A 14,505-nucleotide genomic window follows, 5' to 3' on the forward strand; every position below is an offset into this window, starting at 1 on the left:
TATAATGAATAAAGATTACTACGCACTAATTATGGCAGGCGGAGTCGGAAGTCGCTTTTGGCCCGTTAGTAGAACAGAGTACCCAAAACAGTTTATAGATTTTTTCGGCGTTGGTAAAACGTTGATTCAAAGTACTTATGAAAGATTTTTAAAGATCTGTCCACCAGAAAATATTTTTATCGTTACCAACGATATTTATTCTGATTTGATAAAGGAACAGCTTCCTCAATTAAGCGATAATCAGATTCTTGCTGAGCCTTTAATGAGAAATACAGGACCTTGTATTGCTTATGGAAGTTTTAAAATCGCTGAGTTGAATCCAAATGCAACCATCGTGGTGGCACCATCCGATCATACCATTGCAGATATGGATGGCTTTATTGCATCTATTGAACAGTCTTTGGAAGCAGCATCAAAAAATGATTGTTTGATCACTTTAGGGATCAAACCTAACCGCCCTGATACTGGATACGGTTATATTCAGCATACGGATCATGTATTAAATACGGATACCGATTTACATAAAGTTAAAACCTTTACTGAAAAACCGAACTTAGAACTGGCCAAGTCATTTATACAGAGTGGGGATTTTCTATGGAATGCAGGTATTTTTATATGGTCTGCAAGAGCCATACTAAATGCGTTTGAAAAACATCTGCCTGATATGTATGAGATTTTTCATATTGGAAGATCAGATTTAAACAGTGCTGGTGAAAAAGAATTTATTAACAATGCTTATTTTCAATGTACCAATATTTCTATTGATTTTGGCATTATGGAAAAGGCTGATAATGTTTACGTACTTCCATCAGATTTTGGCTGGTCGGATTTAGGTACCTGGGCTTCCATTTACGAAATGGCTGATAAGGATTATGTAGGTAATGCTGTAATTCCATCAGAACAGGTAATTATGTTTGATTCTTCTAACTGTATGGTGAACGTACCAAAAGAAAAGTTAGTTATTTTGAACGGATTACATGATTATATTGTAGTAGAGAACAACAATATGCTCATGATCTGCCCTAGAAATGAAGAGCAAAAGGTAAAAGAATTTGTAGCCGAGGTAAAATCAAGATTTGGCAATAAATTTATTTAAGCGAAAGTTAAATCAATAAAAAAATCCTAACGGCTATATCATGTAGAAGTTAGGATTTTTTTTTGTTTGTAACGCTTCATTCGGCAAAGGCCTAATGAAATGTTTTATGAAAGGGTTCTTTGTCTTACTGCCTCGTATAAAATGACACCTGCAGAAACAGACACATTAAGTGATTCTATCTTCCCTGACATTGGAATTTTGGCTAAATGATCAGCTACACGTAGAAGATCGTTAGAAATTCCCTCATCTTCAGATCCCATTACGATCGCCGTTGGCATGGTATAATCAGGCGCATAAATTAAATCGCTTGTTTTTTCTGTACAAGCTACAACCTGCAAACCACTATCTTGTAGATACAAACAGATTTTATGAAGATTAGCATGTCGGCAAATAGGAATATTAAATAAAGCACCTGCAGATGTTTTAATAGCATCCGCATTGATCTGAGCAGCATTTTTTAAAGGTACAACGATGGCATGCACACCAACACAGGCTGCCGTTCTTGCCATGGCGCCCATGTTACGCACATCCGTAACGCTATCCAAAACTAAAATCAAAGGCACCTCCCCTTTTTCAAATACTGCTGGAATGATATCTTCAATATTCTGATAAGTGATTGGAGAAATCACTGCAATAACGCCTTGATGATTCTTTTGCGACATGCGGTTTAATTTCTCAATCGGAACAGCATTTAGAGGAATCAGGGTATCTTTTAATAAAGCCTTTAGCTCCAGGAAAAGTTCTCCACCCAAGCCACGCTGCTGATAAATCGTTTCAATATCTCTTCCAGCTTTAACGGCCTCAATTACGGCTCTAATGCCAAATACAAACTCATTATTTTCTTTTGCGCGTTGCGGTCTTCTAAAATTATCCATGTTTCGAAATTGTTTGCAAAAGTAATTGTTTTTACGGCAAAGGCGAGGAAATTTATTAGTATTAAGGAAATAGAAATTCTAAAACAGAAAATTGATTGCTGTATGCGCCCATTCATTTCCTATTATCAACTTCCAATGTAAAACATTAAAAAAAAGCTACGAAATAAATTTATTCAGATTCAATTTGTTAACAAACTGCTAGTAATTTGTTAAAACATTACGATAAACTTTTACCTACTTTTGTAAAATGAGTATCGATAACGGACAAGGCGGAAAAAATAGTTTAACAGCACGGAAAGCGAGGCTAACAAGCACCGTAAGCAACATGGGGAAATTACCTCCACAAGCTTTAGATTTAGAAGAGGCAGTTTTAGGTGCGTTAATGCTTGAAAAAGATGCCTTATCAGCTGTAATTGATATTTTAAAACCAGAGGTTTTTTATCAGGAATCACATCAGAAGATTTTTGAAGCCATTCACATGCTTTTTGAAAAATCTAAACCTGTTGATATTCTAACGGTTACTGCAGAGCTTCGCCAAATGGGATCTCTGGAGATGGTGGGTGGTGCTTATTACATTACTAACCTCACCAATCGTGTGGCATCAGCTGCGAACATTGAATTTCATGCCAGGATCATTTCTCAGAAATATATTCAAAGAGAATTGATCAGGATTTCTACTGATATCATTACTACGGCTTATGAAGATACTGCAGATATATTTGATTTGCTGGATCATGCAGAGAAAGGCTTATTTGATATTGCCCAAAACAACTTGCGTAGAGATACCCAGAAAATGGACGATATTATTAAGCAGTCTTTAGCAACATTGGAAGAGCTAAGAACTAAAACAGATGGTTTAACTGGTGTTCCAACTGGTTTTACCGGACTGGATAGAATTACGGGGGGCTGGCAAAAACAAGATTTAGTAATCATTGCGGCCCGTCCGGCAATGGGTAAAACAGCCTTTGTTTTAACCTGTGCAAGAAATGCCACAGTAGATTTTGCAAAACCCACTGTTGTTTTTTCATTGGAGATGTCATCAGTACAGTTGGTAAATCGTTTAATTTCCGGAGAAGCAGAAATTGAGCAAGAAAAAATCAGAAAAGGAAATCTGCAAGAATGGGAATGGCAGCAATTGCACAGTAAGATTGGTCGTTTAACTGAAGCACCACTATTAATTGATGATACCCCTGCATTAAATATATTTGAATTTAGGGCGAAATGCCGGAGGCTAAAATCACAATACGATATCCAACTCGTGATTGTAGATTATTTGCAATTGATGCATGGTAAAGGCGAAGGAAAAGGTGGCGGTAACCGTGAGCAGGAAATTGGTAGTATTTCAAGGGCTTTAAAATCAGTAGCTAAAGAGCTAGATGTTCCAGTATTGGCACTTTCACAATTAAGTCGCGCCGTAGAGAGCAGGCCTGGTTTACAGGGTAAGCGACCAATGCTATCCGATTTGAGGGAATCAGGATCTATCGAGCAGGATGCAGATATGGTATTATTCTTATATCGCCCGGAATATTATGGCATTACAGAGGATGAGCAAGGAAGATCACAAGCAGGTATTGGAGAGGTAATTATTGCAAAACACCGTAATGGCGAAACAGGAATTGTTCCACTTCGTTTCGTAGGTAAATTTGTGAAGTTTACCGATCTGGAAGAAGATTTTACGGCACCAACATCATTTGCTGCTGCAGATCCATCAGCTGGAATGTATCCTTCGCAAGATTTTGAAAAACAAAGTAATGTGATTATTCGTCCATCAAAAATGGATGATTATAATGATGATGATCCTCCGTTTTAGGATGAATCAGCATTGCTCAAATAATTTCCTGCAGATAAGTGATTTCCTAAGAACGACAGTTAAAATCTGCGGTATCCATTTTAATCTGCCGGAGAAACCATTTCATAGCGATCTTTAAGCGTATTTAATCGCAAATGTTGATGATTACAATGACGATGATCCACCATTTGAGGATCAAATCGGCATTGCCCAAATAATTTCACGCAGATTTAGGTGATTTCCGCAGAACAATAGTTAAAATCTGCGGTAATCATTTTAATCTGCGGGACAACCTCTTCATCATGCTCACTTAAAATTTACAATGCAAGTTAACAACATTACGTCTTTAACAAAAATGATTCAGCATTGATATTTGCTAGCAAAACTTTCTAATAATCCCCTTACTAAAAAACATAACCAATTAAAATCCCTGCTAAAACAATAATGGGCGGACTAATTTTGGTGAAGTTTAACAATAAAAAAGTAGTAACCATTATACCAAGAAATAACCAGTTCATTGCCATAGGTATGAGCAGCAGAATAAAAGCAGCAATGATAAAACCCACGCTAACGGCATTAATTCCGCTTAGGCTATGCCTTATTCTAGATATTTTCTTCAAGTCATCCCAGAAAGGAACAATGAATAACACCAAAATTAAACCTGGTAAATTAATCCCCACTACTCCGATCAGGCCACCTAAAATTTGTCCAGAAAGGCCATAACCAAAGTTTTTCATACTTAATGCACCCAGGTAACTTGTAAAAGAGAAAGTTGGTCCAGGAAGAGCCTGTTGCAGTGCAAAACCCGATAAAAAACCAGGTGCAGCCAAATAATGTTTCATATCTACGAACTCCGTAAACATGAGCGGAACCAGCACTTGTCCGCCGCCAAAAACCAGGATACCATTACGGTAAAAATTTTCCAATAAACGAATAGGCAAACTAAAAGGCGATGTTCGGTTGATGATTGCCCCCACTAATGCAAATAAAAGCAATGCACCTAAAAAATAAATCATTTTTTTCGGGTTCAGGTTAGAAAATAGTCTTACCCTCAATTCCGTTTCTTCTTTTGGTGTTTCAATAGCAGAAGAAATGATCCCACCCACAAGAATCGCCAAAGGAAATACATAAGCGTTTCTTAATACAAATGTAGCCACCACCGATCCTATCGCTAAAAATATGGATACTTGAGAAGTTAATACTTTTCTCCCTAATTTCCAGGCACCATAGGCTACAATACCTAAAGCAATAGGTTGGATATATTCAAGTACATCATTAAACTTCTGCTTTTGATCAAGCAAGGCATAACTTATCGCCGCGAAAGTCATAATCGCAGCAGTTGGTAAAATCCAGATGAGAAATGTAATGATGGCCAGTTTTAATTTACCAACCTTCCAGGCAATACCAACCAGTGTTTGTGTAGACGCCGGCCCAGGTAAAACCTGCGCAAGGGCGTTTAACTCTAACAACTCCTCTTCAGAAATAAATCTGGTGCTGTGTACAAAATATTTTAGTAAAAGCGCTAAATGTGCCTGTGCTCCACCAAAGGAAGTAAAAGTAAAAAACAATACATTACGAATAAATAGCCACTGTTTTTTAACTGAGATGGGTTTGGGTTGCATTGAGAGAATATTTAATAGCTTAATTGTTGAGATGATTCTTGATGGCAAATTAAACTAATCGTCTTCATAATCTAAACCTGCTGCAGTATTATATGCACCTTGAAGTTCAGAAAAAGCATGCATATCCCGTTTATTTCTGGCAGTTACCATTCCTTTCTGATATACTTCGATTGCTTTCTCTTTTTGGCCGTCCTTTTCATATAATTTACCTAAATGATAATAAGTTCCCACATAATCCGGGTGTTTATCCGTTAACTGAAGGTAAAAAGAATAGGCTTTTTCCTTATCATTTTGATTGTTATACTCTGTGGCTAAGGCATATAGAATAAACGGATCATTCGGTTCACTTTCTAAAAACTCCAATAACTTGACTAAACGGGTTGATGACATTTTATTTCCTTGCTTTTTTAATTAAATTTGCAGAAAGACCTTATATATAAATCTCAATAAATATGAAAATATTAGTTTGTATCAGTAACGTGCCCGACACGACGACAAAAATAACTTTTACTAACGATAATACCGAATTCAATACGGCGGGAGTGCAATATATTGTTAATCCTTACGATGAAATTGCGTTATCACGAGCAATTGAATTAACTGAGGGTGGTAAAGGAACAGTAACTGTTATTAATGTTGGTGAAGCTGCCAATGATCCAACGGTTAGAAAAGCACTTGCTATTGGTGCAGATGATGCTGTTCGTGTAAATGCCGCTCCGCGTGATGCTTATTTTGTTGCGAAACAAATTGCAGAGTATGCAAAGGATAAAGATTTCGACATGATCTTAACTGGTCGTGAATCTATCGACTACAACGGGAACCAGGTTGCAGCAATGGTGGGTGAGTTTTTAGATATCCCTTCTGTTTCAATCATCAAGAAACTGGATTACGATGGAAGCTCAGCTACCATTGAAAGAGAAATTGAAGGTGGCAAAGAAGTAGTAACTGTTTCAGGTAAATTTGTTGCAAGCTGCGCAGAAGGTGTTGCAGAACCAAAAATACCAACCATGCGTGGAATCATGAGTGCTAGAACCAAGCCATTAAACGTAGTAGAAGCCGTAGCTATAGAAGAGGTTACCAAAGTTGCTAAATATGAAACCCCTGCCCCACGCGGCTCGGTTAAACTGGTACCTGCAGATCAGGTTGAATCGCTTATTGGCTTATTGCATAGCGAGGCTAAAGTAATCTAGTGCCTAAAGCTCCAAAAGGAATTTAGTTAAATAATCAAATCGTTTACACGTCCGAATAAGGATCAAGAAATAAATATATGTCAGTATTAGTATATGTAGAACAGGCCGAAGGCAAATTTAAAAAATCTGTTTTTGAAGCAGTTTCTTATGCCAAAGCAATTGCCGATCAGCAGTCAACAAATTTAACGGCTATTTCCATCGGTGATGTTGCTGAAAGTGAATTAAAAGAATTAGGAAAGTACGGTGCTGCTAAAGTATTAAATGTAAGTGCAGATCAGTTAAAAACTTTTGTTAATCAGGCTTATGCAAGTGTTATTGCAGCAGCAGCTGAAAAAGATGGTGCAGATATCATTGTTTTATCTAACTCATTCTCTGGAAAAGGTTTGGCTCCACGAATTGCAGTAAAGCTTAAGGCCGGATTAGCAGATGGTGCTGTAGAACTACCAAGTACTGATGGTAAATTCTCCATCAAGAAAACAGCTTTCTCCGGAAAAGCATTTGCCATTACAGAATTGACTTCTACCAATAAAGTGATTGCTTTAAATCCGAATGCATTTGGTGTTAAGGAAAATGCAACAGAAATAACAATCGAAAACTTTGCAGCTGACATTAAACAATCGGATCTTGGAACTGTTATTAAGGAGATTGTTAGGGCTACCGATAAAGTTTCATTGCCAGATGCAGAATTAGTGGTTTCTGCCGGAAGAGGCTTAAAGGGGCCTGAAAACTGGGGAATGATAGAAGAATTAGCAGGCCTTTTGGGTGCTGCAACAGCTTGTTCAAAACCAGTTTCTGATGCAGACTGGAGGCCTCATTCTGAACACGTTGGCCAAACCGGAATTGCAATTAGTCCTAACTTATACATTGCAATTGGAATTTCAGGAGCAATTCAACACCTTGCCGGTGTGAGTTCTTCTAAAGTAATTGTGGTCATCAATAAAGATCCTGAAGCACCATTTTTTAAAGTGGCTGATTATGGTATTGTTGGTGATGCTTTTGAAGTGGTACCAAAATTAATTGAAGCATTAAAAGCACATAAGGGATAATATCTTATAGACCATATAGGTTTTAAAACCTATATGGTTTTACCATAAATATGAAAAAAGTAAAATTAGACATTGTAGGATTATCTTACAGCCAGACACAATCTGGTGCTTATGCCCTTGTTTTAGGAGAAGTAAATGGACGGCGCCGCTTGCCTATTATTATAGGTGCATTTGAGGCGCAAGCCATTGCAATTGAAATTGAGAAAATGACCCCTAGCAGGCCTTTGACGCATGATTTATTTAAATCAATGGCAGATACTTTTCATATTAATATTGAGGAAATTATCATTTACAACCTGGTTGATGGTGTTTTTTATGCCAAGTTAATCTGCAATGACGGGAAGAATAAACATGAGATAGATGCCAGAACATCTGATGCTATAGCGTTGGCTGTTCGTTTCGATGCCATGATTTACACCTATGAGTTTATTTTGGCTTCTGCTGGAATTGTAATTGAGGGTAATGACTTTTTATTTCTGGAGAATATGGATTCCATAGCCAAAGAACCAGAAGCTGATAGCACGCCAGGAACAAGCAAGCACCAGGGCTTCAATGACTTATCTGTAGAAGAACTTCAGCAAAAGTTGCAGGAAGCAATAGCTGATGAGGCTTATGAAAAAGCGGCAAGACTAAGGGATGAACTTAACAAAAGAGGTACTTCATAACTTTGATAACCTTAAATTATCGAAGATTAGCTCCATAGTTTTTCATAAAAAACATCGAAATATGATATAAACCCAAATTATTTAAAATAATTTGGGTTTATTTTAGAATTATGTTTCAGATTAGTTCTATATTCAGCCTTACTTTAAAAAATCATCCTAAACTACAACTATGAACGTTAAGTTTCGCTTAACTATAATGAGTTTCATGCAATTCTTTGTATGGGCTGCCTGGTTAATTACTATTGCAAATTATTGGTTTGGAACCAAACAATGGGATGGCGCAAATTTTGGAATCATTTTTTCCACAATGGGGATTGCATCGCTATTTATGCCAACTTTAACGGGGATTTTAGCAGATAAATGGATTAATGCAGAAAAGCTTTATGCTATTTTACATATTCTTTATGCTGCTACAATGTTTTATCTACCACAGGTAGATGATCCACATACATTTTTTTGGGTAATACTGGTGGCCATGTGTTTTTATATGCCAACCATCGCATTAAGTAATTCCATCAGTTACACTACTCTAAAAAATGGAAATTTCGATGTAGTAAAGAATTTTCCACCTATACGTGTATGGGGAACCGTAGGCTTTATTGTAGCCATGTGGATCACCAACCTAACGGGTAATAAAGCGAGTGCAAATCAATTTTATATTGCAGGCATTAGTGCTTTATTTTTAGGTGTTTATTCATTTACACTCCCGGCCTGTAAACCCTTAAATTTAATCAGTGAGAAAAAAACATTTGCACAAAAACTCGGGCTAGAATCCTTTAAGCTTTTTGCTGATTACAAAATGGCTTTATTTTTCATCTTCTCTATGTTTTTAGGTGCAGCATTACAATTAACAAATGCATATGGAGATGTTTTTTTAGATGAATTTAAATTATTCCCAGTCTTTGCAGAATCATTTGTCATCCGTTATTCAACCATTATTCTATCTATTTCTCAAATATCAGAAACACTCTTCATTCTGGCTATTCCATTCTTTTTGAAAAGATTCGGAATTAAATGGGTAATTGCAATTGCGATGTTTGCCTGGGTACTACGCTTTGCCCTATTTGCCTTTGGTAATCCATCAGAAAATTTATGGATGATTATTACGTCTTGTATCGTATATGGCATGGCTTTCGACTTCTTTAATATCTCAGGATCATTATTTGTAGAAACCTCCACAACACCAAAAACACGTTCATCTGCACAAGGTTTATTTATGATGATGACCAATGGCTTTGGTGCTGTTTTCGGAAGTTTGGTATCAGGCTGGATGATCAATAAATATTTTACTACCTATTACTCCAATATCAGCTCACTTTCAAAGTATGTTAAAAGTGAAGAAGATAATGTTCACTTACTTAAATTTTTAAAGGACAAAGGAATCAGCATTTTGCAAAATGGAGATTTAAGCAGGGCTTTAGATGTAAAAGACTGGCATAATATCTGGCTCGCCTTCACTATTTATGTTCTGGTGATTGCCATTGTTTTTGTACTCATTTTCAAACACAAACACACTAAAGCTGAAGAGAAAGCTATTGAGGCCATTAGTCATTAATTAACACTGCTCAAAATTAAATATGTCAGCTGGTAAGTACAGAAAAGAACATGATTGCCTAAATTGTGGCGCACATGTAGAGAAACACTATTGTAGCCAATGTGGGCAACCCAATTTAGAACTTAAAGAAAGTTTCTGGGGCTTCATTAGCCATAGTATTGCACACTACTTCCACTTTGATAATAAGTTTTTCCAAACGCTTTCTCCTCTTCTAACCAAACCAGGGCAGGTTACACTTGATTATTTAGCTGGTAAAAGAGCCCGGTACATCAATCCGGTAAGTATGTACATTTTCGTATCTATTGTATATTTTTTGGTGGTGTATTCTCCAAAACATGTTGAAAAAGATACGGACAATGTTCATGTCAATATTGAAAAGAAAAATAAACAAAATGTAACAGACAGTGTAAACAAAGCATTAAAACTTACTGGAATACCTAAAAAAATTGCTAATAAAGCCACTAAATCGATTGATGAGGCAATCAAGAAAGAAGAATTCATAGCATTAGGCTTTGCTGATCAGGAAAAAGAATTAAATAGACTAAAAGCAGAAAATACCCAGTTAAAATCTGATTCTATAGCAAACAGGATTGAAGATTTTAAGGAGATCCATATTGAAAGGAACGACAGCACTTATGCTGCTTATCTTCAACGTCAGAAAAAATTGTCTGTAGCCGAGCAAGATAGTTGGTATGAAAAATTGATCAAAAAAAGGGCTATCACTATTGGAGAGAAATCTGAAGTTATCCAGGAGACTTTGGAACATAACAGGCCAAAACAATATTTTTTATTGATGCCTTTGCTGGCAGGGTTCATCATGCTCAATTTTAGAAAAAATCATATTTACTATTTAGATCACCTGATTTTTACCATCCACGGAATGATGGTTTATTTTATCGTCTCCATCATAACCAAGCCAATCATGATACATGTATTTGGAGAGGATTCTTTTTTAACTAAAATTATGGAGGTTGGCGTTACCATTTATTTATTTTGGTATATGTTTAAAGCACTTACCGTTTTTTATCAGCGTAAAACGTGGAGCACAGTTTTTAAAATCTTTTGGATTTTAATTCTTTATGCAGTTGCCTTTAAGCTATCAGAAATGGCGATGATTAATTTAATTTATTATGTAGCTACTTAGAACTTAATCGTCATGCTGAACTGTTTCAGCATCTTTTTTGCTGTACAACATATATAATAAGACCCTGAAATAAATTTAGGGTGACGACTGTTCAAGATTTAAAGCCATAAAAAAACCCACTCGACATTATCGAGTGGGTTTTTTATGTTTTATGAAATTATTTTCTGTCTTTCAATTCAACAAATTCTCTATCGGTTTCACCAACATAAATCTGACGTGGACGACCAATTGGCTCTTTGTTTTCATGCATCTCTTTCCATTGTGCAATCCATCCAGGTAAACGGCCTAAGGCAAATAATACCGTAAACATTTCAGAAGGGAAACCTAAAGCTCTGTAAATGATACCTGAGTAGAAATCTACATTTGGATAAAGCTTTCTATCAATGAAGTATTGATCAGTTAAAGCAGCCTCTTCCAGCTTCTTCGCAATTTCTAAAATAGGATCATCAATTCCCAGGTTTTCTAGAATATCATCACATGCTTTTTTAATAATTTTTGCACGTGGATCAAAGTTTTTATAAACGCGGTGTCCAAATCCCATCATACGGAAAGGATCATTTTTATCTTTTGCTTTGTTAATCCATTTTTCAGTATCTCCACCGTCAGCTTTAATTAACTCTAACATGTCGATAACAGCTTGGTTTGCGCCACCATGAAGCGGGCCCCACAATGCAGCGATACCTGCAGCAATAGATGCATATAGATTACAATCTGATGAACCAACTATCCGAACAGTTGATGCAGAACAATTTTGTTCATGATCAGCATGTAGAATCAGCAATTTATTCATTGCGTTTACCACGATTGGGTTCACATCATAATCTTCCGTCCGCTGTCCGAAAGTCATCCAAAGGAAATTGGTTACATAATCATATTTATTTTTTGGATAAATAAGCGGGTGACCCAATGATTTTTTGTAAACAAATGAAACAATGGTTGGGAATTTAGCCAGCAATTTTATGATGGTTAAATCCTGTTCTTCTGCAGTTTGATTAGGCTTTAAACATTCTGGATAAAAGGTTGATAAAGAAAAAATTAAGGAACCCAACTGACCCATTGGATGAGATCTGGAAGGATAGCCGTCAAAAAATTTCTTCATATCCTCATGAATGAGCGTATGTCTGTTAATTTCAGCCTGAAAATCTTCTACCTGTGTTTGCGTGGGAAGATCTCCATATATGATCAAATAAATTACTTCTAAGAAACTTGATTTTGCAGCAAGTTCTTCAATAGAATAGCCTCTATATTTAAGAATCCCTTTCTCACCGTCTAAAAATGTGATTTTACTTTTTGTTGAACCTGTATTTTTGAAACCAGTGTCTAAGGTTACAAAGCCAGAAAGATCCCTTAATTTCGAAATATCTATGGCTTTTTCGTCTTCTGTTCCTGTAATTATTGGCAATTCTAACGTCTTACCATCAACTTTAATCTCTGCAATATCTGACATATTATTGTATTGTGTTTATAGCTTTCTAAATTATATAAAATTAATATACGTGCATAACAAATCTGTTAAATTAATATGAATAATTGGTCAGAAAGACGTAACAATCATGCTTAATTTAATATAAAACAGATTTTCTAATTTGCTTTTAATTCTTCTGTAACCCTACCACATTCCAGCATTTCTTTTCCGTAATACGGGTTTCTAATTTCCTTTTCTGTTGATAACCAGTCGCCCCCATCTCCTTTGTTGGCCATAGGGCAATGCTGAACAAAGATTACTCCTTTTTCTATTTCTGCACTTTTCATCAACGCAATCAGATCAGAACTTAAAATGGTAAAACCCTTTCGCTGATCGATAAGATTACCACTGCTGGCTATTTTCGCAGCAACCTCAGCTGTAGGTTCGCACCCTTCAAAATCAGCCAAACTCTTCTGTAAATCTGCAGCATTTTTTTGAGTAAGCTTTTCATCTGATTTGACTAAAGCGTTTTTTAGATTCACATATTTGTTCAGGATATCTTCCTTTTTTTTATCTTTAATATAAACCTGATTGTTAACACTAAGTGAATCGGCTTGAGTAGAATCATTTTTATTTGCCGACTTTTTTTCAGACTGGTTGCAAGCTATAAAGGTGATGATAATGGCAATTCCGAATATTTGTTTCATGGTATTTGGTTTTCGGTTGAAATTAGGTAATTAAATATTAAATAAACAAAAAAAGCCCCGCAAATTGCGAGGCTTTCAAATTAAATGATGTTTTAATTATAATTTGAAATTATAAGCCAATCTTAAAGCATACTGACCTGTTTTTCTAAAATAAGTTGTTGAAGCGCTATCATTCACGTATCCTTCATATCTAACACCAGCATCAAAACCACCAAACTCATAGCCTAAACCACCAGAGTATATAAAATTTGTTTTGGCACCATCCTGGATAGAAATACCTGCACCAGCTTCAGTAGCTAAATACATTCTTTTAATCGGGAATACTTTCACTCCACCTTTTGCAGGGATAAAATCAGCATCAACAGCATTGTCTTTAGCGATTAATTTAGTGTAACCACCAGATGCAGTAACTGCTACGTATGGAGATAAGTCCCACTGTAATTTCAAATCAGCACCATAAGCATAATCCATTGGTGATTTATCACGGAAAACACCGCCGTTAATTCCTACACCTACTTTAAAAGCCATGCCCTTTGGAGCTGGATTCATGTCTTCTGTTGTAGTCATGGTCTGTGCACTTAATGTGGTAGTAGCAAAAACTGCAACCGCAGTTGCCGCTGTTGCCAAAATTTTAGTAATCGTTTTCATATCAGATAAATTTAAGTTATTAATAAGGTTTTGATGTATATACGAAAAACGATTTCGTTTAGATTTATTTATTTTCATTTTTTTCAGAAATGATGATAAATAAAAAAGCCCCAGCAAATGCTGAGGCTTTCATATAAGGTTAGTTTGGATTATAAACTAAATCCGTAAGCTAAACGTAGACCGAAGAAACCAATGCTACCACCGTCTCTTGATAATCCTTCATATTTTACACCTAAATCTAAACCATTGCTCCAAGCATAACCAACAGCTGGAGAATATACGAATGAGGTCTTACTTCCAGAACCAGTACCAAAACCGGCACCCAATTCTGCTAAACCGTAAACGCCAGCTCCAGATTCATTGAAAAAATATTTTGCACCAACTTTAACTGGAATGTAACCAAAATCCTGACCATCCAACGTTATGTTTCCTACTGTGTAATCTTTAGCAAACATACGAGTATAACCAGCAGTAACCGGAATTGATAATTGTTTATCAACATCAAACTGATAACGTAAATCCACTCCTCCAACAAAATTATAAGCATCATTTGTAGGTATACCTGCTGTTAATCCTATTCCTAATTTTTGAGATTGAGCATTAGCGGTAGTTGTGAAAAATAATGCCACTACAGCTGCTGAAGTAGCAATAATTTTAGTAAATGTTTTCATTAATATGTTATTTTTAAGTTATTGAATATAGTTGCGTATATACAAAACCTATGCCAAAAGCAATATCAAAACAACTTTTAGGAGTCATAAGA

At 36.0% G+C, this 14,505-nt stretch carries 14 protein-coding genes; 7 read left to right on the forward strand and 7 right to left on the reverse strand.

What is annotated here, in order from left to right; translation table 11 throughout:
- The first annotated feature begins 4 nt into the window (after nt 1–4).
- Nucleotides 5–1,096 carry a mannose-1-phosphate guanylyltransferase gene (locus AN34_RS08395; protein WP_029284238.1) on the forward strand — a complete coding sequence of 364 codons (1,092 nt, stop codon included), beginning with the start codon at nt 5–7 and terminating at the stop codon, nt 1,094–1,096.
- Nucleotides 1,097–1,200: 104 nt separating this feature from the next.
- Here the strand turns inward: AN34_RS08395 and rlmB are convergent, their stop codons facing one another.
- Complete coding sequence (gene rlmB / locus AN34_RS08400) at nt 1,201–1,971, reverse strand: 23S rRNA (guanosine(2251)-2'-O)-methyltransferase RlmB (protein ID WP_029284239.1); 771 nt, start codon at nt 1,969–1,971, stop codon at nt 1,201–1,203.
- A 247-nt stretch (nt 1,972–2,218) separates the two neighbouring features.
- Between rlmB and dnaB the strand changes: the two genes are divergently transcribed.
- On the forward strand, nt 2,219–3,781 hold the full coding sequence (gene dnaB / locus AN34_RS08405) for a replicative DNA helicase (RefSeq protein WP_029284241.1): 1,563 nt from the start codon (nt 2,219–2,221) through the stop codon (nt 3,779–3,781).
- Nucleotides 3,782–4,164: 383 nt separating this feature from the next.
- On the opposite strand, the gene chrA is transcribed toward dnaB, so the two are convergent.
- Nucleotides 4,165–5,382, reverse strand: coding sequence for a chromate efflux transporter (gene chrA, locus AN34_RS08410; protein WP_029284243.1), 1,218 nt, complete (start codon nt 5,380–5,382; stop codon nt 4,165–4,167).
- A 54-nt stretch (nt 5,383–5,436) separates the two neighbouring features.
- Nucleotides 5,437–5,772: a lipopolysaccharide assembly protein LapB gene (locus AN34_RS08415; protein ID WP_029284246.1), complete on the reverse strand. Its 336-nt coding sequence runs from the start codon at nt 5,770–5,772 to the stop codon at nt 5,437–5,439.
- Between the two features lie 62 nt (nt 5,773–5,834).
- On the opposite strand from AN34_RS08415, the gene AN34_RS08420 reads away from it, so the two are divergent.
- The 5 genes from AN34_RS08420 (at nt 5,835) to AN34_RS08440 (ending at nt 10,982) form a co-directional block, all read left to right on the forward strand.
- Nucleotides 5,835–6,572 (forward strand): electron transfer flavoprotein subunit beta/FixA family protein, encoded by a 738-nt coding sequence (locus AN34_RS08420; RefSeq protein ID WP_029284248.1) that lies wholly within the window; start codon nt 5,835–5,837, stop codon nt 6,570–6,572.
- A gap of 77 nt (nt 6,573–6,649) precedes the next feature.
- On the forward strand, nt 6,650–7,618 hold the full coding sequence (locus AN34_RS08425) for an electron transfer flavoprotein subunit alpha/FixB family protein (protein WP_029284250.1): 969 nt from the start codon (nt 6,650–6,652) through the stop codon (nt 7,616–7,618).
- Nucleotides 7,619–7,668: 50 nt separating this feature from the next.
- Nucleotides 7,669–8,283, forward strand: coding sequence for a bifunctional nuclease family protein (locus AN34_RS08430; RefSeq protein WP_029284252.1), 615 nt, complete (start codon nt 7,669–7,671; stop codon nt 8,281–8,283).
- Between the two features lie 169 nt (nt 8,284–8,452).
- A complete protein-coding gene (locus tag AN34_RS08435) occupies nt 8,453–9,838 on the forward strand; it encodes a nucleoside permease (protein ID WP_029284254.1) in 1,386 nt (461 codons plus the stop codon).
- A 22-nt stretch (nt 9,839–9,860) separates the two neighbouring features.
- Nucleotides 9,861–10,982, forward strand: a complete 1,122-nt coding sequence (locus AN34_RS08440; RefSeq protein ID WP_029284256.1) for a DUF3667 domain-containing protein — start codon at nt 9,861–9,863, stop codon at nt 10,980–10,982.
- Between the two features lie 157 nt (nt 10,983–11,139).
- Here AN34_RS08440 and AN34_RS08445 read toward each other — a convergent pair whose 3' ends face one another.
- From AN34_RS08445 to AN34_RS08460, 4 genes are all read right to left on the reverse strand, one after another.
- Nucleotides 11,140–12,429 (reverse strand): citrate synthase, encoded by a 1,290-nt coding sequence (locus AN34_RS08445; RefSeq protein WP_029284258.1) that lies wholly within the window; start codon nt 12,427–12,429, stop codon nt 11,140–11,142.
- 134 nt (nt 12,430–12,563) lie between these two features.
- Nucleotides 12,564–13,094, reverse strand: a complete 531-nt coding sequence (locus AN34_RS08450) for a DUF3347 domain-containing protein (RefSeq protein ID WP_029284261.1) — start codon at nt 13,092–13,094, stop codon at nt 12,564–12,566.
- Between the two features lie 96 nt (nt 13,095–13,190).
- Nucleotides 13,191–13,742 carry a hypothetical protein gene (locus tag AN34_RS08455; protein ID WP_029284263.1) on the reverse strand — a complete coding sequence of 184 codons (552 nt, stop codon included), beginning with the start codon at nt 13,740–13,742 and terminating at the stop codon, nt 13,191–13,193.
- A gap of 149 nt (nt 13,743–13,891) precedes the next feature.
- On the reverse strand, nt 13,892–14,413 hold the full coding sequence (locus AN34_RS08460; RefSeq protein ID WP_029284265.1) for an outer membrane beta-barrel protein: 522 nt from the start codon (nt 14,411–14,413) through the stop codon (nt 13,892–13,894).
- Nucleotides 14,414–14,505 lie beyond the last annotated feature (92 nt).

Origin of the sequence: Pedobacter sp. R20-19, from assembly GCF_000708265.2 — a bacterium.
Classification (GTDB): domain Bacteria; phylum Bacteroidota; class Bacteroidia; order Sphingobacteriales; family Sphingobacteriaceae; genus Pedobacter.